Source organism: Synechococcus sp. PCC 6716, assembly GCF_022570815.1.
GTDB classification, from domain to species: domain Bacteria; phylum Cyanobacteriota; class Cyanobacteriia; order Thermosynechococcales; family Thermosynechococcaceae; genus Thermosynechococcus; species Thermosynechococcus lividus.
In genome coordinates, this window is record NZ_JAKLTU010000022.1 from 1 (window position 1) to 20,614 (window position 20,614).

Genomic DNA, 20,614 nt, shown 5'->3' on the forward strand with positions numbered 1-20,614 from the left:
TTCCGATCTAGACGGGAAGTATTATGTGTCCCTTCTAGTTGATGATGGTCAAGAGCAACCTATTCCCAGTGCTGAGGGGAAAGCGATAGGAATTGACCTGGGGTTGACCCACTTCGCAATTACTAGCGATGGCTCGAAGTTCGACAACCCTCGGCATTTAGCCAAACATGCTCGTAACCTAAAGCGCAAGCAGAAGAAGCTTTCTCGCAAAAAGCAGGGAAGCAACAATCGAGATAAAGCGCGAAAGCGAGTCGCTCGCGTTCACCATAAAATAGCTCGCTGTCGTGAAGATTTTCTGCACAAGCTATCCCGCAAGATAGTCAACGAAAACCAAGTGATTGCTGTAGAAAATCTGCATGTGAAAGGGATGGTGCGAAATCCCAAGCTAGCCAAAGCGATTAGTGATGCTGGCTGGGGGATGTTTTGTACCATGCTCAAGTACAAAGCTGAAAGAGCAGGGAAGATATATATCGAAGTCAATCGTTTCGTTCCTTCCTCAAAAACCTGTCATGTTTGCCTCAATCAAGTGGGTAACCTACCGCTTGATGTTCGCAATTGGACTTGTGATGTTTGTAATACAGAGCATGATAGGGATATAAATGCTGCAATCAACATAAGAAATGAAGCCTTGCGGATATTGGAGTTAGGAACTAGCTCTACCGCCTTTGGGAGGGGACGTAAGACATCTGGTAAAACGTCGGTTTTGCTAGATGCTGTCCCCGTTGAACAAGGAAGCCGCTTATCTATCGCGTAGCGATGATGAGCGGTAGTTCACCTCTCGCCAAAAACCTGTACAGTGCCGGACGGCATCAGCACTAACCGTAGCAAGATGGGCTGATTGCTGCCAAAGGGACTAGCCAAAGGGCTTTCCCGTAGGGGAATGGGGGTGCGATCAATAAAACGTACCGCAGCGCCGTTCAGGGGTAATGCTTGGGCAAGGGTGCCGTCAGGATTCAGAACCAGCCGATACTCTAGAGATGTGTCTAAACTAGTGGGGGGCTGCCAGCGATCTTGAAAATACGTTTTTACTTCCCGCAGGGTTGTGGCTGACACGGAACTACTGGCGGGCGGCGCAATTGGTGCGGCGCTAATGCCTGCAGAGACGCGACTTTGGGGAGACTCGACCACCACATTATTTTGATCCGGATTTTGATCCGGCGCGGGAGCCGGTTCAACAGCAGCGATAGGTGGGGGAGGGATCACCGCCGGTGGGGGCATCTCCGGTGGCGGCGGTAGGGGAACTAGCTCGGTGGTACTGGGGGGGGTGGCCGGGGGAGCCTCTGGTGTGGTTGGCAGGGGAGCAAGTTCAGGATTCAGGGTTGGTTCCGGCAAGGGCAGCGGTGTTGTTAACGATGGCAAGCTGGCCTGATCTGTGGGAATAGGCGCTTGACTGAGGGGCATCGGTGAGCGCAGCAACCACTGTTGGCTGAGGGTGAAGACGGCTAAAACCCCTACGGCAATGGCAGTGCTCTTAAGCCAAATGGGAATTTGTGCCAGTTTGGCTTGGGAGGTGGCCACCAGCTCTGGTAAGGGTTGCATGGCGGCTGACCAGTCATCTAAGACGGTGGCTAAGTCGTACAGCTCGGTCAGTTTGAGAGCCACAACCTCGTGCTCTGGCCAATGGAGTTCGTGCTCCAAGAGAGATCGCGATCGCAGGGAAATGTTATCTTCCCTAACGGTAACTGGTGTGACTCGGCGACTCAGCAGCGCATCAATGTAGGTATTGACGGCGGTTTTTAAGCGATAGAGCTGGCGATCGTTGCCTGTCACAGTGAGTTGTTGACCGAGGTGGAGGGTAAAGTGCAGCGATCGCACGGGGGCACGGGGCAAGGTTTGGCTCAGGGGCAAAAATTCAGCGGCGACCTCAAGCTCGCAAGTGGGCTGGTGATAGCTTAGCGTCGTACTCATCAGGCATCTGAGTGGGGAAACAGGGTGGGTAGATCGGCGGTGGGTTGTGGGGTGGGTTCTGGCTCCAGTAGCTCTAGAGGTGGCTCTTCTGGTGGGGCAGTTCGCTCTAGTAGCGCCATCCAAAGGCGGCGCGATCCTTGGGGCGTACTGTAAAACAGCAGATCAATCAGTAAGTCTAAGCCTAACTGCGCCAGCTCTTCGCCATTGAGGCTGGGACTAGCCATTCGTTCTGCATACAAACTGGTAAAACGATCCAGATAATCCCCTAGCAGGGGATCATGGTATGGAGGGTGCTGCTGTTCCACCTGCTGTTGCCAATGCTCGACCGCTGTGCGAATGGTTTGCTGATGGCGCTGAGCTAAGCGGCTGCAGACAAGAGCAAGAGCACGGGCTTCATCAATATCCAGCTTGCGACGACCACTACGACCCCGCCGCAAGGGGCTGGATTGGCGTAGTCGCCATAGCCCAACCCGATCCGGTAGGTACGCTTCAAACCCCATGGCTCCCGCCAAGGCCAAAACCTCACCTGAGCCAATATGAGCCAGTGCCTCAAGGCTGAGGAGAATCAGGTCAATCTGCGCTTTGATCGGCAGTGAGGTGGCCAGCATAGGGTAGGAATGGGTCAAACAACCGGGAGGCCCAGCATGGCTCGTAGCGTTAAGGCCACAAACGCCAACAGGCCGACCATTAGCCCCACCAAGGCGATCGCGCTGGCGGGGCGCTTAAAGAGAGGCACCAGTGGTTCAACGACATTCCAGACCACCCCGAGCAACACTGTGACAAAGTAGCGTTGATACCGTAGAACGTTTTCCCAAAAGCCATCCATGATTGGTTTCCTTGGAAATTGCCACCATGATACTACTTTGGCAGCATCGATTGTGGTGCATCTAAGTATTGAATGGTGAGGGAATCGCCCACCCTGAGTCCCAGTTCATCCGCCCGTCCTGCCGCCAGCTCCAAGACATAATCAACGGGTACCCCAGACTCGTAGGTCGGACACTCTTGGGTTTGGCAGGGGGGAGCATCGGCAACAATGGCCACCACTTGGCCGGATCGAATAAAGATTAAGTCTAAGGCAATTAAACAGTTCTTCATCCAAAAACTGGCCACTTGGGGCGGTGACACCGGAAAGAGCATGCCGCGATTGGCAGCTAATTGCGATCGAAACATCAACCCCAGTTGCTGCTGTGCTGGGGTACGCGCTACCTCCAACTCAATCCAAGTGTCATGAATGTTGACCTTGGCGGTAATTGGTAGGTATTGCGGTACCCCCCTACTGATCCCTGGGGGGCGATCGCCTTGACTGAGGGCTTGGCAGCCGAGCAATAGACTGATGCTGATGAGTAGCACCCCCAAAAAACGGATGTTACCCTTCCCGTAAAACATAGCCCACTCCCCGTACAGTGTGAATCAACCGTTTCTCCCCCTCCGGTTCAATTTTTAAGCGCAAATAGCGCACATAGACTTCAATGACGTTAGACTCCCCTAAAAAGTCGTAGCCCCAAACATTTTCAAGAATCTGTTCACGGCTGAGAACGTCCCGGGGGTGCTCCATTAAAAATTTTAGGAGTTCATACTCCTTCATCGTCAGGTCAATAGTGCGGCCATTGCGCTCTGCACGGCGGGTGAGCAAGTCAAGGGACAAATTATCAAACCGTAGAACTTCCCCGTGCGCAACGGGAGGCTTAAGGTAGAGCTGGATCATCTGCAGAAATGGCTTGGGGGTGTAGGGCAGTAACAAGTAATCGTCTGCGCCTGACTCTAGGACTGCGATGCGATCCTCGAGGCGATCGCTTTCCATCAGCACCACAATCGGAAGGCTCATACCTGCTTCCCGTAGCCGTTGGCACAGTTCTAGGTTGCTCAGACGCCCGATATAGCGATCCATCACAATCAGCGCAGGCTGCCACTCTTCACAGGCTAGATGACAGTCCTTCTCTGAGGTAGCAATGACTGGGTCATAGCCCGCAGCCTGTAAGTCTTGGCCTAGCCGTTGCGATAAATTATTGTCCGTGCAAACAAGCAGTAGGCGAGATGGCGGTGCAAAAGACTCCATCGATAGTATCCTTGGTGTGCAGTTCTTCTTCTAGCTTATGCGCTGTGAGAAAATGATTTGTGAGGTGCGCCCGTAGCTCAGTGGAATAGAGCAATCGCCTTCTAAGCGATTGGTCGTTGGTTCGAGTCCAACCGGGCGTGTTGTAGCCTATGGGTACTGGACTGGCTAGCACCACAAGCTTGGTGAGACGGTATCGTCACACGCTACTCGGCGATCGCCCCGAAGTATAGCAATAGGGCAGCGTTCGCGCATTCTGAAGTGAACTGTCACAGAAATCAACAGAACTTACGCAGCAGTGTCTTCAGATCAGATTAAGCATGGGATGCTGTCGAACGACTTGATGGAGCAACGGAAGCATCCATGCCAATATCCCTTGTGTCAGTCCTGACAAATAGGTGTGTTCCCCTATTTGTTGTATCTCAGATGCCGTAAGGCGTTGAGCGATTACGGAGAGGGGGGGATTCGAACCCCCGTTAGGTGTGACCCTAAACTTGATTTCGAGTCAAGCGCATTCAACCACTCTGCCACCTCTCCAGTAGCACGGTTTTTCATCATAGCAAAGGCGATCGCCCCTCGCAAAGATACGCTAGGCCGAGAGCGTAGGCAGCGACGACGGATGAAGCAGCAACTCTGCGGTAGAGCGTTTTTCAACCATTTCTGGGGTAATGGTGCATTCTCGCAGATCCTTGCGGGAGGGTAACTCGTACATCACATCTAGCATGATTTCTTCGACAATGGCACGGAGGGCACGCGCACCCGTTTTGCGGCGGTAAGCTTCTTGGGCGATCGCCTCAACCGCAGCCGGTTCAAAGCGCAACTCAACGCTATCCATGCGCATTAACTTCTGATACTGCTTGAGGAGAGCATTTTGAGGTTGCGTGAGAATTTCTGCGAGGGCTTCAACATTCAACGGCTCTAGCACCCCAAGTACCGGAATGCGACCAATAAACTCTGGAATCATGCCATACTTCACCAAATCCTGCGGCTCAAGGTGTTGCAGCAAGTCGGCGGCGCGTTTTTCCTTGGGTAGGGGTTCACCATCGCGGACAAAGCCCATGGTCTTCTTGCCAATCCGTAGCTCAATGGTCTTCTCAAGACCCACGAAGGCTCCCCCACAAATAAAGAGAATGTTCGTAGTATCGATTTGAATACAGTCTTGGTAGGGGTGCTTGCGCCCACCTTGGGGTGGCACGTTGGCAATGGTTCCTTCCAGCATTTTCAGCAGGGCTTGCTGCACCCCTTCCCCAGAAACATCTCGGGTAATCGAAGGATTTTCGCTTTTGCGGGCGATTTTATCAATTTCGTCAATGTAAATAATGCCGCGCTGCGCTTCTTCCACATCGAGGTTAGCGGTTTGCAACAGCCGTAGCAGAATGTTTTCCACATCTTCCCCCACATAGCCCGCTTCAGTGAGGGTCGTGGCATCGGCAACGGCAAAGGGCACATCCAACATTTTGGCAAGGGTTTGCGCCAACAGGGTTTTACCGCTGCCAGTTGGCCCAATCAAGAGGATATTGGATTTTTGCAGCTCAACGCTATCATCCCCCTGCTGCTCAGTATCAAGCAAGCTCAGGCGCTTGTAATGGTTATAGACTGCAACCGAGAGGATTTTTTTGGCTTCGTGCTGACCCACCACATAGTTATCAAGGTATTCCTTAATTTCGCGAGGTTTAGGCACTTGTCCTAAAGGGCGAGGACGCGGCTGACTGCGGGGCGATCGCGGCGTGGTGGGTTCGCGCCGCGGGGGGGTGGGGTTGGGAACTGTGGTTAATTCCTCATCCAAAATTTCATTGCACAATTCAACGCACTCATCGCAGATATAGACCCCAGGGCCAGCGATGAGTTTACGCACCTGTTCCTGTGACTTGCCACAAAAGGAGCACTTGAGGTGGGTATCATATTTGGCCATAGGGAACCTCTAGGGTTGCAGGCTAGCAAAGTGGGAGGGATTTAATGGCTAGGCAGAGTTTGCCGTGTCACGACTTGATCGATAAGGCCGTAGGCTTTGGCTTCCTCGGCAGACATAAAGAAGTCGCGCTCAGTATCTGCCTCAATGCGCTCGATGGGTTGGCCGGTGTGGAGCGCTAAAAGTTCATTGAGCTTGCGCTTATGGTAGAGAATTTCGCGGGCTTGAATCTCAATATCAACAGCTTGCCCTTGGGCACCGCCAAGGGGCTGGTGAATCATAATGCGGGCGTGGGGTAGAGCCATCCGCTTGCCCGGGGTGCCTCCCGACAGTAGAAATGCCCCCATGCTGGCCGCCAACCCAAAGCACAGTGTGCACACATCCGGGCGAACGTGCTTCATGGTATCGTAAATCGCCATCCCTGCCGTCACAGAGCCTCCGGGCGAGTTGATATAAAGATAAATATCCTTTTCTGGGTCTTCAGCATCGAGGAAGAGCAGTTGCGCCACGATCGCATCGGCAACGGCATCATCAATACCACGGCGATCGCCGGATCCCCCGCCCAGAAAAATAATCCGCTCTCGCAACAGGCGGGAGTAAATATCAAACGCTCGCTCCCCTCGGCCTGACTGCTCAACCACCATGGGCACGATATTGGCATGGGTAGCAGGCAAGTTTAGCTCTGGCGAGCGGCGATTGTAGTGAGAATGCAGCATAGTGGCGTTTAATGACCGGTTACTACAGTATTCTAGCCATCTGCCCGATAGCATGGGCATGAAACTATTTTTATTATGGCGAACTATTCGATCCCTAGAGGGGGTGTGGCCTTTTTCCCCGACCGTTTTTTGGCCTTGGCCGGAGCAGGCTCAGCCGCTTCAGCCGTGGCATGTTCTGCGTCTGGCTCGGGTGGTGTTGGCGCCGCTAGGGGTTGAAACTGATTGTGTTCGAGCAGCCATGCAAGGGTTTGGGACTTGGTGAGTTCGGTGCTGGCAATATCCCGCAAAGCCTCCCGCTGTTTAGGGCTGGTGTTGCCAAGGGCAGCCATATACTCCTTAACCCGCTCGGCAATCGCTTCCTCCGTTGGTACAATCCCCTCCGCTTTGGCGATCGCCCGCAGCAAAAGATTTGCCTTGACGTTTCGTGCCGCCGCTGGCTTCGCCTCCGCCAGCATTTTGTCGTAGAGGTCGCGGGTGAGGACTTTAGACAGATCCAAGCCTTGAGATTGCAAGCGGTAAAGGGATTCTTTGACCTCATGTTCTGCTTCCCTATCGACCAAGGTGGCAGGCACTGGCACCTCATTGGCAGCGATCAGCGCATCGATGAGGGCGTTCTCCTTCGCAGTTTTATCCTCCTTTTGGGCGCGCTCCTGATAGGTAGTCTCTAAGTGTGAGCGCAGTTCCGCCATGGTGCTAAATTCGCTGTGCTCTGTTGCAAAGGCATCATCGAGGGGGGGCAACTCTGGGGCTTTGATTTCCAGTAACTCAATCTCGGCGATGGCTGTAGTTGGCTCCTCTGCTGCCCCCTCAGTCTCCTGGGGTAGGGTAACGGTAACCGTTTTCGTCTCGGCGATCGCCATCCCCACAACAGCAGCGGGGATTTCTCGGAGTACAAAGGGCTGTTGTTCATCGAGGGTGAGGGGCAACTCAGCGGCGGAAAGGGTGTCGATGATCTCCCCTGTTTTGGCATCCTTGGTCTCTAGTTTGATGGTGACATCATCCCCCCACTGTGCAGGCCGATCCTCAACGGGGATAAGGGTGGCGTGCTCGCGCTGGTGTCGCTGCAAAACCTCGTCCACCGTGGCTGGGTCGTAGGTGACGGGCGAATACTCAATGGTCAACCCTTGGTAACTGCTGACGCTCACCTCAGGGGTCACGTCAAAGGTGACACTAAACCGGAAGGGCTGTTGGGGGTCAAACTGCTCCAGTACCTCAGCGACATCCCCCTCCAGCTTGAGGTTGCCGAGGTAGGGAATATTCTGTTGCTTAACGGCTTCTTTAACGGTGTCTTCAATGAGCTTTTCCATAGCAGCGTAACGCAACCGCTGCGCACCAATCTGTTTTAACAGGAGTTGTTTAGGGGCTTTACCTTTGCGAAATCCCGGCAGTTGGGTGTTGCGCACAAGGTCGTTGAGAACTTGGTTATAGACCTGTTGGGAGCGATCGGCGGTGACCTCAATGGTGGCAGCAAGCTGGCTGTTGGGACGAGCTTCTGTAGTAATCGAAATCAATTCAGTCGCGTTAGTCAAGGCAATTCCCCTTCGCAAATTTCAAATTTAGTGTGCAGCAGTTTTAGTGTGCAGCAGTAACATCCAGTGGCGATCGCACAAATGATTATCGTATCGTACGCGCTGGCCGCTGTCGTGCTAGTTCCTCTGGTGCGAGGCAACGTAGCAATCATTGTTGCCCATAGCTGCCCCTAAAATATCAAGGTTTGATAACGCTGGCGGCACTTCAGATAGTTTTTCATTATACGATAAAAGGTTGTGCATAGCGCATTGCTATGCCCGCCTCTGCCGTTTTACATCGCCATTATTTTTATGAGTTCTACACTGCGATTCCTCATGTGCCCTCCCACCTATTACGAGGTGGACTATGTCATTAACCCATGGATGGAAGGAAACATTCACAAGTCTTCTCAAGAGCGGGCACAGGTGCAGTGGCAGCAACTCTACGACATTCTTCAGGCACGGGCAACTGTTAGCCTGATCGAACCCCAACGCGGCTGGCCAGATATGGTCTTTACAGCCAATGCCGGGCTAGTACTTGGCGATCGCGTCGTGCTCAGTCGCTTTTACCACCCTGAGCGCCAAGGAGAAGAACCCTACTTCAAGGCATGGTTTACCTCTGAGGGCTATCAGGTCTTTGAACTGCCCAAACAAGTCCCCTTTGAAGGAGCAGGGGATGCACTTTTAGATCGCGAAGGTCGCTGGTTATGGGCCGGCTACGGCTTCCGCTCCGAACTAGACTCCCACGCTTACTTAGCCAAATGGTTGGATATTGAAGTCCTATCGCTGCGCTTAATGGATGAGCGTTTTTATCACCTCGATACCTGTTTTTGTCCCCTCACCGATGGTTACCTTCTGTACTACCCCCCGGCCTTCGATGCCTACTCGAACCGCCTGATTGAACTGCGGGTGCCAGCGGCAAAACGGATTGTTGTCCAAGAGGCGGATGCCGTTAATTTTGCCTGTAATGCTGTCAATATTGAGCATACGGTAATTCTCAACCGTGCCAGTCAAGACCTGAAAAATGCCCTAGCCGCCGCAGGCTTTGAGGTGGTGGAAACCCCCTTAACCGAGTTTCTCAAGGCGGGCGGTGCCTCCAAATGCTTAACCCTACGGGTCACCGAGCCAGTGCGGGCAGAACTTCGTGCGCCTGCAACCCTCCCCAGCCGTGTCATTCACTTAGAGGGGCATTTACTAGACTCCGGCTTAGTGAATCGCGTCCTCGATACCATTGTCGAAAGTGGCGGCAGCTTCCAAGTACTGCAATTTAACCTTGGGGAGCAGCGGCAGAGTCCCTCCCAAGCCGATGTGCGGGTGATGGCACCGGATGCCGCCGTCATGGACGAGATTATGGCTCAACTCATTGATTTGGGAGCCATTTTGCCACCGAGCGAGGTCTGCGATGCCACGCTCGAGACGGTGACCCTCGCTGGGGTGGCACCGGATGATTTCTACGTCACCACAATTTATCCAACAGAAGTGCGGGTGAACTGCCAGTGGGTGCGGGTACAAAACCAGCGGATGGATGGGGCGATTGTGGTGCGCTCCACTCCAGAGGGCACCGTGGCCGAATGCCGCCTCCTGCGAGATTTAGAGGTGGGCGATTGCGTCGTAGTTGGGGTCGAAGGGATTCGCACCGTGCGTAAGGCCGACTCACAGCGCAACAGCCAAGAATTTACCTTTATGGGGTCGGGGGTTTCTAGCGAGCGGCGGGTGGAACTCGTCGTTGAACAAATTGCTTGGGAACTGCGGCGCATTCGCGATCAGGGAGGTAAAGTCGTCGTTGTAGCAGGGCCAGTGGTGATTCACACCGGCGGCGGTGAACACCTTGCGAAGCTTATCCGTGAAGGCTACGTCCAAGGGCTACTGGGGGGGAACGCTATTGCCGTTCATGATATGGAGCAAGCAATGATGGGCACCTCCCTAGGCGTTGATATGCAGCGGGGCGTGCCCGTCCGGGGTGGGCATCGGCACCATTTGAAGGTCATTAACACGATTCGCCGGTGTGGCAGTATTGCCGAGGCCGTGCGCCAAGGGATTCTCACCAGCGGCGTGATGTACGAATGCGTTCAGCGCAATATCCCCTTTGTCTTAGCCGGTTCCATTCGTGATGATGGGCCATTGCCCGATACCCTCATGGACTTAATACAAGCCCAGCGGGAGTATAGCCGCTTGGTGCAGGGTGCCAACATGATCCTGATGCTCTCGTCTATGCTCCACTCCATTGGGGTGGGGAACATGACCCCTGCGGGTGTGAAGTTAGTGTGTGTGGACATTAACCCAGCGGTAGTGACAAAATTGGCAGATCGTGGCTCTGTGGAGTCCATCGGTGTGGTCACGGATGTGGGGTTATTCCTAAGCCTGATGGTGCAGCAGTTGGATCGCCTGAACCGACCCTATACGGTTGCGTGATCCTCTAGCCGCAACAAGGCGATCGCCTGCGCATTATTGTCACTAGATATGCTCACCCCGCCAGCAAGAGATCCTCAAAATTAAGGTGATAATTAGGAAAGAATTACCCGCTCAGTGATTCTAATCTAGAAATTAAGATGCTAGTATAGCGCATTCATACTAGTCCTATGACAAGCCTAACATTTATTGATCTTTTTGCTGGCATTGGTGGGATGCGTTTGGCATTTACTCAAGCAGGAGCAAGATGTGTTTTCAGTTCAGAGTGGAATAAGTTTGCCCAAATAACTTATGCAGCCAATTTTTCTGAAATGCCTGCTGGAGATATTACCCAAATTACCACTGATGAAATTCCAGAGCATGATATTTTACTTGCAGGGTTCCCTTGCCAGCCATTTAGTATTGCTGGAGTCAGTAAGCATAATGCTTTGGGTGTAAAGCATGGTTTTGATCACCCTACTCAAGGTAATTTATTTTTTGAGATAGTGAGAATTCTCGCAGACAAAAAACCGAAGGCTTTTTTATTAGAAAATGTTAAAAACTTACAGAGCCATGATCAAGGTAGAACATTCAAGATTATTCAAAGAATTTTGAATGAATTAGGATATTACATTTACTATCAAGTAATTGATGCTGTTCATTTTGTCCCACAGCATCGTGAAAGAATTTTTATTGCTGGCTTTAAAGAACCCATTGAGTTTGCATTTCCAGATCTACCAATTCCTTATCTGAGAGTAAAAGACATTTTAGAATTTGAAGTTGCACCAAAGTACACGCTAACAGATCATCTTTGGCAGTACCTACAAAAATATGCTGAAAAACATCGAGCAAAAGGTAATGGTTTTGGATATGGAATTGTGAATTTAGATGGTTTTACTCGAACATTAAGTGCAAGGTATTACAAAGATGGATCAGAGATTTTGATTCCTCAAATTAATCAAAATCCTCGAAGGCTAACACCAAGGGAGTGTGCACGGTTAATGGGTTTTCCAGATTCATTCAAAATAGTTGTCAGTGATACAAGAGCCTATCAGCAATTTGGTAATTCCGTTGTTATTCCTTTAGTGAGAGCTATTGCCCATAAAATTCTAGAAGCCCTGAATCATAGAAATCCACTAAAAACAACTGAGCAGCTTAATCTTTTTTGAACGTGATTCCATGATTAATCTTAATAGTCGAGAACGTAAAGTATTAACTGAAATTTCATCTACTTATTACATGAAGCCCATTATAAAAAGAATAAATAGTCAGATAAAAAGTAACTCAAATATAAAATTAAATTGGCTAAATGTTTTTGATTATCTTTATGAGATTCTAAAAGATTCAAGATCTGATGTCGAAAAATTGCTAGATAACCGACTTGATAAAAACATAATCAAAAATAAAGATCAAGCCAGAAGAAGTATTGTTGGAAATGCGTTCTCTAAATCAATAATCTATATCTTTTTGATTAACAAGGTGCATGAAAATATACCCAATAAAATTTATATAACATCTCAAGGGTCTGTAATTCCTGACTTTGATAAATTAACTAGGATAAAAATTCAAGATGAGTTCCAAAAGCCAGATATGGATATTGTGATTTATTCAGAAGATAACTATCAAGACTACATTCTCATATCGCTTAAAACTTCTTTAAGAGAAAGAGCTGCTCAAACTTACAAATGGAAACTTCTAATCGATATTGCGTTATACAGTCCAGAGCTACGCGAAAGATACGGTATTTCATATTCGTCTTCAAAAGTACCCATTATCTGTTTTGCTACAACTAATTTCTATAATGAAATCAATAATCCTCAACAGCGTGGCATATTAAAATTTTTTGATCGAGTTTTTATTGCTAGGCAAATAGATCATGCATTCGCGCAGTCGGACGTGTGTCACAAGCCTCCTAGCGGGAAGCTGTCAACAGCCAGCCCTCTTCCTAGCAGCAGTAAAGACCATCGTTTATCCTAGGAAGTAACGCTTAGCAGATTCTAAATATTTTCGCCATGGCCTTCCACCTTCCCCAGCTAACCTGCCACCTTCGACCGGATGTGGCGGCACTACAACCAGAATTAGTGACATGGCGACGGTATCTCCACCAACGTCCAGAACTGGGGTTTCAAGAGCAGTTGACGGCAGATTTTATCCACAGCAAGTTGCAGGAATGGGGAATTCAACACCGTTGTGGTATTGCGCAAACGGGGATTGTGGCGGTAATTCCGGGGCTGCGTCCAGGGCCTGTACTGGCGATTCGTGCCGATATGGATGCCCTGCCGGTGCAGGAAGAAAATGAAACGCCCTATCGCTCACTCCATGAGGGCAAAATGCACGCCTGCGGCCATGATGGGCATACAGCGATCGCCCTCGGTACTGCAAAATACCTTGCTAGCCACCGCGATTTTGCTGGTACGGTTAAAATTATTTTTCAGCCTGCGGAGGAAGGCCCCGGCGGTGCAAAGCCCATGATTGAGGCTGGGGTACTCGATACCCCCAAGGTGGATGCCATTATTGGCCTCCACCTATGGAATTTTTTACCCGTGGGTACGGTGGGGGTGCGCAGTGGCCCGCTGATGGCAGCAGCAGAGTTTTTCGAGTGCACCATCCACGGTAAGGGCGGACACGCTGCCCTGCCGCAATTTACGGTGGATACAGTGCTGGTCGTTGCCCAGGTGATTACCGCCTTGCACACCATTGTCTCGCGCAATGTTGATCCTCTGGAAACCGCTGTCATTTCTGTCGGTGCAGTTCATGCCGGCACCGCCAAGAATGTGATTGCGGACACAGCCACCTTTCGCGGCACGGTGCGCTACTTCAAGCCGGAGTTGGGGGAGTGGCTACCGCAGCGCATTGAAGAGGTAATTGCTGGTATCTGCCAAAGCCATGGGGCTAGCTATCGATTTGACTATCAGCGGATGTACCCACCAACGGTCAATGATCCGAAAATGGCGGACTTAGTACGTTCTGTGGCGGAGTCAGTGATGGAGGTGCCCACCGGCGTTACCCCCCACTGCCAAACCATGGCTGCCGAGGATATGTCCTTCTTTTTACAGGCGGTACCGGGCTGCTATTTCTTTTTAGGCTCTGCCAATGGCACACTGGGGTTAGATTTTCCTCACCATCATCCGCGCTTTGACTTCGATGAAACCGTACTAAGTATTGGTGTGGAATTGTTTCTTCGCTGTATCGAAAAGTTTTGTGGTTTAGTTGAGAGCTAGCCGCTATGTCCCTGACGCTCTTAATTGCCGATGATGATGCCAGTATTCGGCTATCGGTTAGCCAATTTTTGGAGTCGCTAGGATACTGCTGTTTGACGGCGGGGGATGGTACCCAAGCCTTAGAAATGATTCATCGCTATCAACCACATTTGCTGATCACCGATATTGCCATGCCCAACATGAATGGTTATGAACTGGTGCGACAGGTGCGGCAGCACCCGTCCCTGCGGCTGTTGCCCGTTATTTATCTGACTGCCCGCACAGAAGTGGAGGAGCGGATTCGTGCCTACCGTACTGGTGGTGATGTGTATCTGGCTAAACCCTTTGATCTGAATGAGTTGGCGGCGGTCGCACGCAATTTGCTGGATCGTTCTCAGTTGGTGCAAATGCAGGTGGAATGGCGCCAGCGTCAGCAGCAACCCTCGGCAGCGTCATCCCAGTCGCTGCATTTAGCAATGACCCAGCGCGAAAAGCAGGTAATCGAGTTGTTGGCAGCGGGGCTGTCCAATGCCCAAATTGGCGATCGCCTGCACTTGAGTGCCCGTACCATTGAAAAGCATGTCAGTAGTCTCTTCCAAAAAGCCTCAGTGCACAATCGGGCGGAGTTAGTGCGCCTAGCGATTGAGCAGGGTTTAGTGGAGCGTCACCCTCAGAGTAAGGCGTAAGGGTGCCGCCATGGAACGCATTCCCCCGCGACCCGGCCAAGAATCTGTGTGGAACTATCCACGACTGCCGCGCCTAGAGCCGGCATTGCTGAATAGAGCTATGAGTTAGTTGCGCCGAATTACCCATCTGTCTATGCGGTAGGGTAGTTCATGGAGATAATAAGGGAGATGTCACACTTAAGCTCTAACGATTGGCAATGACCCAAACCTTCCACATTGAACTATCCCACCACGGCCAAACCTACCACTTTGCAGCAGCAGCCGATAAGACTATTTTGCGATCGGCCACCGCCGCTGGCATTGATTTACCCAGTTCTTGCAATGCTGGGGTGTGCACCACCTGTGCTGCTCAAATCCAGGAGGGCACCGTTGATCATGGTGATGCCATGGGCTTAAGTCCAGACCTACGGGACAAGGGCTATGTGCTGTTGTGTGTAGCGCGCCCCTGCTCTGATCTCAAACTTATTTCGGAAAAAGAAGAAGAGGTCTATAACCTCCAGTTTGGTCAGTTCCAGAAATCGTAGGGGCTTTCATGGATGATTTGCCTGCCCTCAGCCGTACCCAAATTCTCGTGGCCATGGCGCTCACTGCCATCCTCTGGCTGATCTTGGCTCGCATTTGGCTATACACCCCCTTTGCTGGCGGGCTACTGCCCCTTGAATGGAACGGATGGGCGTTTAGCATTGGCTTGGGGTTGTGCTGTGGCATTACAGGGCTAAGTGGACTTCTCTACGCCGTGTGGCCGTCCTATCGCCAAGCCTCCGATACCTATCTCACCTTTGTCCTCACTCCCTTAGCGTGGCCAGATCTGCTATGGATTGGCCTGTTGCCCGGCCTGAGCGAAGAACTCCTGTTTCGGGGGGTACTGCTCCCCAGTTTAGGTCTCAACTGGGCGGGCATTATTGGCACCTCTATTTGTTTTGGGATTCTTCACGCCGGAACCCGACAACACTGGCCCTATGCCCTGTGGGCAACTATTGTGGGTGGGCTTTTTGCCTATAGTGCTGTGGCCACCCACAACTTACTCTTGCCGATTGTGGCACACACCTGCACGAATTGGCTGGCAGCCATCCTCTGGAAGATTCAACAGAGGCTGCCAAACCCTCGCCAATAAGTGGCTCCTAAGTGCTTCAAATTTTCGTATCGTGGCTCAACCCCAAGGAATTAGGTCAATGACCCACCGCTGAGCCTACGCTAGAGTGGGATCTGTGTCTCAACTATCAACATCAATTCAGTAGCAATAGAGTATTCAAAAAATCCTACCTGCTAACGCAAGGTGGGGGGCTCGGAGGTTTTTTGATGAAGCTAGGTCTATTTCAGCGCTACCTCACCCTTTGGGTATGTTTGTGTATTTTGGTAGGCATTGCATTAGGGCGACTATTTCCAAATGTTGCTGTGGCTCTGGATACCATGAGCATTTACCAAGTATCCATTCCCATCGCCATCTGTTTGTTTTTCATGATGTACCCGATCATGGTCAAGATTGATTTTACCCAAATCGATCGCGCCTTTCGCACCCCTAAACCGGTGGTGCTGACCTTAGTGGTGAACTGGTTGATCAAGCCTTTTACTATGTTGGCGATCGCCCAATTCTTTTTAGGGTGGCTCTTCAGTCCTTGGCTGGCAGGCACAGAACTGATTCACGGACAGGAGATTTCCCTCACGCAGTCCTATATTGCCGGAGCGGTGCTGCTGGGGATTGCCCCCTGTACCGCGATGGTGCTGATGTGGGGGTACCTCGCCTTTGGAAACCAAGGACTAACACTGGTGATGGTGGCCATTAATTCCCTCACAATGCTGTTTTTGTATGCACCGCTGGGTCGGTTGCTGTTGTCTGCCAGTCACTTATCGGTACCTTGGGTCACGATTATGCTGTCAGTTTTAATTTATGTGGGGTTACCGCTGCTGTGTGGGGTTTATAGTCGTCACTGGATTTTGAAACACAAAGGTTCCGAGTGGTTTGAAAAACAGTTTTTGAAATATCTCGATCCGGTGGCTATTTCAGCGCTGCTGATTACCTTGGTGTTGCTGTTTACTTTTAAGGGGGAATTGATTGTTAATAATCCATTCCATATCTTCTTAATTGCCGTACCGCTGTTTATTCAAACCAACCTTATTTTCTGGATAGGTTATGTGGCGGCGCTAAAACTCAAGCTCTGCTACGAAGATGCGGCTCCGGCTGCGATGATTGGGGCAAGTAATCATTTTGAAGTGGCGATCGCGACCGCTGTTACATTGTTTGGGCTGAACTCTGGTGCAGCACTGGCCACCGTTGTGGGGGTCTTAATTGAAGTGCCCGTCATGCTGATGCTAGTGGGCATTTGTCAGCGCACAGCATTTTGGTTCCCACGAGAACCACACAAAGCCAGTTTAGTGGATCCACGCTGTCGAATTGTGAGGTAAAGCCACCCCAGCCCCTCGCCGTTTGGGGTAGCAACTACAATAAGGTAGAAAAATCCGTGCCGAAGGGAGACGTAAGGATGGAGTTGGCAACGCGGGTGATGCGGGTCACGCCGTCGGTAACTTTAATGATTGATGCCAAAGCAAAGGCCATGCGAGCCGCAGGGGAAGATGTTTGTAGCTTTAGTGCCGGAGAACCGGACTTTGACACCCCTGCCCACATCCGCGACGCTGCTAAGATGGCTCTGGATCAAGGCAAAACCCGTTATGGGCCAGCAGCAGGCGAACCCGCCTTACGTCAAGCCATTGCCGACAAACTCAGAACTGAGAACCACCTCCCCTACACCGCTGAAAACATTCTTGTGACCAATGGCGGCAAGCAGTCCCTTTTTAACTTAATGCTGGCGCTGATCAACCCTGGGGATGAGGTCATTATTCCAGCACCCTATTGGGTCAGCTATCCAGAAATGGTGCATTTGGCGAGTGGCACGCCTGTCATTGTCCACACCACTGCTGAAACAGGCTACCGCATTACCCCCGCTCAACTGGAGGCGGCGATCACCCCCAAAACCCGCCTGTTTGTCCTCAACTCCCCCAGCAACCCCACGGGTATGGTCTATACCCCAGCGGAAATTCGGGCATTGGCAGAGGTCGTTGTGCGCCATCGGTTGTGGGTGGTGTCGGATGAAATTTATGAAAAAATTCTCTACGATGAGGCAGAACACTTAAGTATTGGTGCTGTTAGCGACGCTGCCTTTAGCTACACCATTGTCAGCAGTGGTTTTGCGAAGGCCTACGCCATGACAGGGTGGCGAGTGGGGTACCTTGCTGGTTCCGCTGAGCTGATTAAAGCCACGACAAAAATTCAGGGGCATAGCACCTCGAATGTCTGCACGTTTGCGCAGTACGGGGCGATCGCCGCTCTCCAAGGCAGCCAAGATTGCGTCGCCCAGATGATAGCAGCCTTTCGCCAGCGTCGCCAGCGGATGTATGCCGGAATTACAGGCATTCCCCAACTGCGTTGCGTCCAACCCCAAGGGGCATTTTATCTATTTGTGGACATTGCCAAAACCGGGCTGAGTTCCGTGGAGTTTTGCGATCGCCTCCTCGAAGAGGCCAAAGTAGCCACTATTCCAGGTAAAGCCTTTGGCATGGATGATCATATTCGCCTGTCCTATGCGACGGATATTGAAACGATAGAAAAGGGGTTGGAGCGGCTAGCAGCGTTTGTCGCCCAACTGTGAACGTGGTCAACAGGAGACGGCTCAGCACCAGTCTTGTCGAATCGCGGTATTCATGGCTAGGATCGGAGCACGAGATCAACCCTGCTCCGGTGGCGTGCGGTCAATTCTTTCAGTCTGCGCAAACGTTTGCAAGGTCACCCCTCCTATGAAACAGCCCCAGATTTTAAGAATTACCCGTAAGGCTGCCAGCCTCAAGGAAAAACAAAAGCAGCAACAACAGGCGCCTGCAACCACCAGCCCTTCAACTCCAACTGAGGCTGCCGTTGTGGCCACTGACCCTCAAGCGTTATCGCCCGATCGCCAACAGTGGTGGAGTGAGCGTTGGATCAGTGTTCTAGAATCCTTTGGCTGGCGACGACGGATGGAGCGGGCGCGGATTTATGTGCGCGAAGGACGTGTGCTAACCCTAGAGTTCAAAGGCAATCAGGTGCATGCCCAAGTGCAAGGAACTGCTCCTGCCCCCTACCATGTGACACTACACCTCGATGCTTTTACCGCTGAGCAGTGGCAATACGTCATTGACAGCATGGCTCAGCAAGCTCTCTACAGCGCAAAACTCTTAGCCGGAGAGTTGCCCCCCAGCATTGAAGAGGTCTTTACCCAAGCGGGGTTGAGTTTGTTCCCCTTCACCAAGTTCGATATCCACAGCCGCTGCAATTGCCCAGATCCCGTCAATCCCTGTAAGCACATTGGTGCAGTCTATTACCTGCTGGGTCAACGCTTTAAGGAAGACCCCTTTTTGCTGTTTCAGTTGCGAGGTAGAACCAAAGACGAGATTTTGCGGCAGATGCGGCACTCCCGCGCAACTCCAGAGTCCCAGCCACTACCCCCACCTCCCCTACTGACCTATACTCCCCCCAAAACCGATGCTAGGTTTTGGCAGTACACTGCCCCACTTCCTGCCGATTTGGTAGTGCTTGTGCCCCCAGGGCAACCGGATGCTGTCCTGTCGGTGCTCCTCCCCCTTCCCCACGAGAATGCCGGTGAGGCCTCTCACTTAATGAATTGTTTACAGCAGATGTATAACACGGCAAGTTTGGCTGCCTGTCAATTAGCTATGAGCGAGCCCTTGGAGCCATCAGACTAGGGAGCAGGGGGAGACCCCGCTAAGTCTTAGGGTGTCACAGTGAAAGACTGTGTTAAGGTCAACCCTAAATCCGTACTAGCATCAATAACCACAACACGACGAACCGCAGGATCAATCACCCCACCAATGGTTGCGCCGGTAGCCGCACCGGTAATGACTTTTTCTGGGGTAATCTGGCGATCGCCAATAACAGCAGAGGCACCCGTGGCCAAGGCCGCCCCAATGAGGGAGTCACGGACAACAGAGCTTGCTGGACGACCTTGGTTTGTTTCAATGGCTGCGCCAGCGGTTGCCCCCGTTAGCACTTTTAGGGGAGTAATGGTGCGATCGCCCGCCAAGCCAGAAATCCCTGCCGCGACAGCAGCACCGATCGCCGCATTGCGAAAGACATTCCCAATATTGGGATCGCGGGTATCGCGAATTTTTTTGACTACATTTGAGGTTGCCGCTAGGGGAATCTGCTGGTTATTAATGACTACCGTATTGGCCACGAACCGAGAGCCGCCTTGAGAGGGTTGAATTTGGCCATAGATTTCGCTACCGCTGGGAATCACTACTCGACCTTGGCTATCGCGGACATCCGCCGCCGCCACCAAACGAATCGGCACAGTTTCCTTGGGAGTAACAATAATGCGCTCAGCATCGGGGAAGCGAGCCGGAATTCGTTGGCCTGCCGATAGAGCCATGGGGGTTGCACTGGCTCCCGCAACATACTGCATGGGCACTAAGGCTTGAGCACCGGCTGTGCGAGTCGCTTGGCAGAGGAACGCAGCAATGTCGGCACGGGTGGCCAGTTGATTGGGGGCAAAAAATTGCACGTTGGGATAGTTCACGACCACTTGTTTAGCGGTTGCTGCCGCCACCCCCGAACGCCCATACTCGGGAATCGCCGTTGCATCACTGAATTGAGCCAAGGTTGCCTCCACAGAGGCTGGGGCAGGATACTGCAGGCCACTGGCTAAGGCCACTACCGCCTGTACTCGGGGAATATTTTGATTGGGTTGAAAGACATTCCCCGGATAGCCGCTCAAAAATCCAGTACGGGTTGCATTTTGAATGGCACTAAACGCCCAGAAATTACTGGGAACATCGTTAAAGGTACTGGGGGTGCGCACCACGGGTGCATTGGGAAAAGCTTTCCCCAGCATGGCGGCATACTCCGCTCGCGTCACGGCGGCATTAGGGCGAAAGGTGCCATCGGGGTAACCGCTAATAATATTGCGGCTGGCCAAGTGATCAATACAGGCTTGCGCCCATGTATTTTGAGTATCTATAAAGCGGGATTGCGCCTGAACAGGCGTCATCAAGAGGGTGACAAGAGTCCCTGAACTGAGTAAACCGCAGCTAAAAAACGCCATGCCGCGCTGTGCTATGCTGTGCATCGCAACATCTCCAAAAAGTTGAACAATTTCTGCAAAAATTTTGCAAGGCTTGACCCCTGCAGAGCCTGCTCAGGGTCTCCACACTGGGGCAATCACCATGGCCATGGTTAGATGGTTACGCCCTATGACGGGA

The 20,614-nt window shown here is 51.8% G+C and carries 19 protein-coding genes, 2 tRNA genes and 1 pseudogene; 12 read left to right on the plus strand and 10 right to left on the minus strand.

Features of this window, described 5'->3' with window-relative positions; translation table 11 throughout:
• Window positions 1–754, plus strand: a 754-nt coding sequence (locus tag L5220_RS09660; RefSeq protein ID WP_499573280.1) for an RNA-guided endonuclease InsQ/TnpB family protein, incomplete at its 5' end; no start/stop codon positions are given.
• Window positions 755–771: 17 nt separating this feature from the next.
• Here the strand turns inward: L5220_RS09660 and L5220_RS09665 are convergent.
• The 5 genes from L5220_RS09665 to nblR are packed head-to-tail and all read right to left on the minus strand — an operon-like array spanning window position 772 to window position 3,964.
• Window positions 772–1,908, minus strand: coding sequence for a DUF4335 domain-containing protein (locus tag L5220_RS09665; protein ID WP_499573282.1), 1,137 nt, complete (start codon window positions 1,906–1,908; stop codon window positions 772–774).
• Complete coding sequence (locus L5220_RS09670) at window positions 1,908–2,534, minus strand: DUF3038 domain-containing protein (protein WP_499573284.1); 627 nt, start codon at window positions 2,532–2,534, stop codon at window positions 1,908–1,910. Before L5220_RS09670 ends, L5220_RS09665 begins: the two co-directional genes overlap by 1 nt.
• On the minus strand, window positions 2,531–2,734 hold the full coding sequence (locus tag L5220_RS09675; protein WP_099798480.1) for a DUF751 family protein: 204 nt from the start codon (window positions 2,732–2,734) through the stop codon (window positions 2,531–2,533). The genes L5220_RS09670 and L5220_RS09675 overlap by 4 nt, the downstream gene beginning before the upstream one ends.
• A 32-nt stretch (window positions 2,735–2,766) precedes the next feature.
• Window positions 2,767–3,294 carry a DUF192 domain-containing protein gene (locus L5220_RS09680; RefSeq protein ID WP_499573286.1) on the minus strand — a complete coding sequence of 176 codons (528 nt, stop codon included), beginning with the start codon at window positions 3,292–3,294 and terminating at the stop codon, window positions 2,767–2,769.
• The gene (gene nblR, locus L5220_RS09685; RefSeq protein ID WP_099798482.1) at window positions 3,275–3,964 is read right to left on the minus strand and encodes a response regulator transcription factor NblR; all 690 of its coding nucleotides are present in this window, start codon (window positions 3,962–3,964) and stop codon (window positions 3,275–3,277) included. Before nblR ends, L5220_RS09680 begins: the two co-directional genes overlap by 20 nt.
• Window positions 3,965–4,030: 66 nt before the next feature.
• Between nblR and L5220_RS09690 the strand changes: the two genes are divergently transcribed.
• Window positions 4,031–4,104, plus strand: a tRNA-Arg gene (locus L5220_RS09690).
• 307 nt (window positions 4,105–4,411) lie between these two features.
• Here L5220_RS09690 and L5220_RS09695 read toward each other — a convergent pair.
• The 4 genes and pseudogenes from L5220_RS09695 to tig all read right to left on the minus strand — a co-directional run bounded on the left by L5220_RS09695 (window position 4,412) and on the right by tig (window position 8,115).
• Window positions 4,412–4,498, minus strand: a tRNA-Ser gene (locus L5220_RS09695).
• A gap of 52 nt (window positions 4,499–4,550) precedes the next feature.
• Window positions 4,551–5,873 carry an ATP-dependent protease ATP-binding subunit ClpX gene (gene clpX / locus L5220_RS09700; protein WP_448527738.1) on the minus strand — a complete coding sequence of 441 codons (1,323 nt, stop codon included), beginning with the start codon at window positions 5,871–5,873 and terminating at the stop codon, window positions 4,551–4,553.
• A 41-nt stretch (window positions 5,874–5,914) separates the two neighbouring features.
• Window positions 5,915–6,529: pseudogene (clpP, locus tag L5220_RS09705) on the minus strand (ATP-dependent Clp endopeptidase proteolytic subunit ClpP); the annotation flags it as partial.
• Window positions 6,530–6,669: 140 nt separating this feature from the next.
• Window positions 6,670–8,115 (minus strand): trigger factor, encoded by a 1,446-nt coding sequence (tig, locus tag L5220_RS09710; RefSeq protein WP_499573289.1) that lies wholly within the window; start codon window positions 8,113–8,115, stop codon window positions 6,670–6,672.
• A gap of 291 nt (window positions 8,116–8,406) precedes the next feature.
• On the opposite strand from tig, the gene argZ reads away from it, so the two are divergent.
• The 10 genes from argZ (at window position 8,407) to L5220_RS09760 (ending at window position 19,099) form a co-directional block, all read left to right on the plus strand.
• Window positions 8,407–10,506: a bifunctional arginine dihydrolase/ornithine cyclodeaminase gene (argZ, locus tag L5220_RS09715; RefSeq protein WP_499573313.1), complete on the plus strand. Its 2,100-nt coding sequence runs from the start codon at window positions 8,407–8,409 to the stop codon at window positions 10,504–10,506.
• A gap of 167 nt (window positions 10,507–10,673) precedes the next feature.
• The gene (gene dcm / locus L5220_RS09720) at window positions 10,674–11,651 is read left to right on the plus strand and encodes a DNA (cytosine-5-)-methyltransferase (RefSeq protein ID WP_499573291.1); all 978 of its coding nucleotides are present in this window, start codon (window positions 10,674–10,676) and stop codon (window positions 11,649–11,651) included.
• Window positions 11,652–11,661: 10 nt separating this feature from the next.
• Window positions 11,662–12,459 carry a BsaWI family type II restriction enzyme gene (locus L5220_RS09725; protein ID WP_499573293.1) on the plus strand — a complete coding sequence of 266 codons (798 nt, stop codon included), beginning with the start codon at window positions 11,662–11,664 and terminating at the stop codon, window positions 12,457–12,459.
• A gap of 35 nt (window positions 12,460–12,494) precedes the next feature.
• Entirely contained in the window at window positions 12,495–13,703 is a 1,209-nt protein-coding gene (locus L5220_RS09730) for a M20 metallopeptidase family protein (RefSeq protein ID WP_499573294.1), read from the plus strand.
• Window positions 13,704–13,708: 5 nt separating this feature from the next.
• Window positions 13,709–14,368: a response regulator transcription factor gene (locus L5220_RS09735; protein ID WP_099798489.1), complete on the plus strand. Its 660-nt coding sequence runs from the start codon at window positions 13,709–13,711 to the stop codon at window positions 14,366–14,368.
• Window positions 14,369–14,565: 197 nt separating this feature from the next.
• Window positions 14,566–14,892, plus strand: a complete 327-nt coding sequence (locus tag L5220_RS09740) for a 2Fe-2S iron-sulfur cluster-binding protein (RefSeq protein ID WP_499573296.1) — start codon at window positions 14,566–14,568, stop codon at window positions 14,890–14,892.
• An 8-nt stretch (window positions 14,893–14,900) separates the two neighbouring features.
• Complete coding sequence (locus L5220_RS09745; RefSeq protein ID WP_448533638.1) at window positions 14,901–15,482, plus strand: CPBP family intramembrane glutamic endopeptidase; 582 nt, start codon at window positions 14,901–14,903, stop codon at window positions 15,480–15,482.
• Between the two features lie 185 nt (window positions 15,483–15,667).
• Window positions 15,668–16,771: an ACR3 family arsenite efflux transporter gene (arsB, locus tag L5220_RS09750; protein WP_499573298.1), complete on the plus strand. Its 1,104-nt coding sequence runs from the start codon at window positions 15,668–15,670 to the stop codon at window positions 16,769–16,771.
• Between the two features lie 77 nt (window positions 16,772–16,848).
• A complete protein-coding gene (locus L5220_RS09755) occupies window positions 16,849–18,012 on the plus strand; it encodes a pyridoxal phosphate-dependent aminotransferase (protein WP_499573300.1) in 1,164 nt (387 codons plus the stop codon).
• A gap of 145 nt (window positions 18,013–18,157) precedes the next feature.
• Window positions 18,158–19,099 carry an SWIM zinc finger family protein gene (locus tag L5220_RS09760; protein ID WP_099798494.1) on the plus strand — a complete coding sequence of 314 codons (942 nt, stop codon included), beginning with the start codon at window positions 18,158–18,160 and terminating at the stop codon, window positions 19,097–19,099.
• 26 nt (window positions 19,100–19,125) lie between these two features.
• Here L5220_RS09760 and L5220_RS09765 read toward each other — a convergent pair whose 3' ends face one another.
• On the minus strand, window positions 19,126–20,481 hold the full coding sequence (locus tag L5220_RS09765; protein ID WP_499573302.1) for an S-layer homology domain-containing protein: 1,356 nt from the start codon (window positions 20,479–20,481) through the stop codon (window positions 19,126–19,128).
• Window positions 20,482–20,614 lie beyond the last annotated feature (133 nt).

Excerpts from the sequence above, each read along its gene's own strand:
- clpX (WP_448527738.1), bottom strand. The coding sequence starts at position 5,873 with ATGGCCAAATATGATACCCACCTCAAGTGCTCCTTTTGTGGCAAGTCA.
- dcm (WP_499573291.1), top strand. The coding sequence starts at position 10,674 with ATGACAAGCCTAACATTTATTGATCTTTTTGCTGGCATTGGTGGGATG.
- nblR (WP_099798482.1), bottom strand. The coding sequence starts at position 3,964 with ATGGAGTCTTTTGCACCGCCATCTCGCCTACTGCTTGTTTGCACGGAC.
- L5220_RS09730 (WP_499573294.1), top strand. The coding sequence starts at position 12,495 with ATGGCCTTCCACCTTCCCCAGCTAACCTGCCACCTTCGACCGGATGTG.
- L5220_RS09725 (WP_499573293.1), top strand. The coding sequence starts at position 11,662 with ATGATTAATCTTAATAGTCGAGAACGTAAAGTATTAACTGAAATTTCA.
- L5220_RS09740 (WP_499573296.1), top strand. The coding sequence starts at position 14,566 with ATGACCCAAACCTTCCACATTGAACTATCCCACCACGGCCAAACCTAC.
- L5220_RS09735 (WP_099798489.1), top strand. The coding sequence starts at position 13,709 with ATGTCCCTGACGCTCTTAATTGCCGATGATGATGCCAGTATTCGGCTA.
- L5220_RS09665 (WP_499573282.1), bottom strand. The coding sequence starts at position 1,908 with ATGAGTACGACGCTAAGCTATCACCAGCCCACTTGCGAGCTTGAGGTC.
- L5220_RS09755 (WP_499573300.1), top strand. The coding sequence starts at position 16,849 with ATGGAGTTGGCAACGCGGGTGATGCGGGTCACGCCGTCGGTAACTTTA.
- L5220_RS09760 (WP_099798494.1), top strand. The coding sequence starts at position 18,158 with ATGAAACAGCCCCAGATTTTAAGAATTACCCGTAAGGCTGCCAGCCTC.
- argZ (WP_499573313.1), top strand. The coding sequence starts at position 8,407 with ATGAGTTCTACACTGCGATTCCTCATGTGCCCTCCCACCTATTACGAG.
- L5220_RS09745 (WP_448533638.1), top strand. The coding sequence starts at position 14,901 with ATGGATGATTTGCCTGCCCTCAGCCGTACCCAAATTCTCGTGGCCATG.
- L5220_RS09680 (WP_499573286.1), bottom strand. The coding sequence starts at position 3,294 with ATGTTTTACGGGAAGGGTAACATCCGTTTTTTGGGGGTGCTACTCATC.
- L5220_RS09765 (WP_499573302.1), bottom strand. The coding sequence starts at position 20,481 with ATGCACAGCATAGCACAGCGCGGCATGGCGTTTTTTAGCTGCGGTTTA.
- arsB (WP_499573298.1), top strand. The coding sequence starts at position 15,668 with ATGAAGCTAGGTCTATTTCAGCGCTACCTCACCCTTTGGGTATGTTTG.
- L5220_RS09675 (WP_099798480.1), bottom strand. The coding sequence starts at position 2,734 with ATGGATGGCTTTTGGGAAAACGTTCTACGGTATCAACGCTACTTTGTC.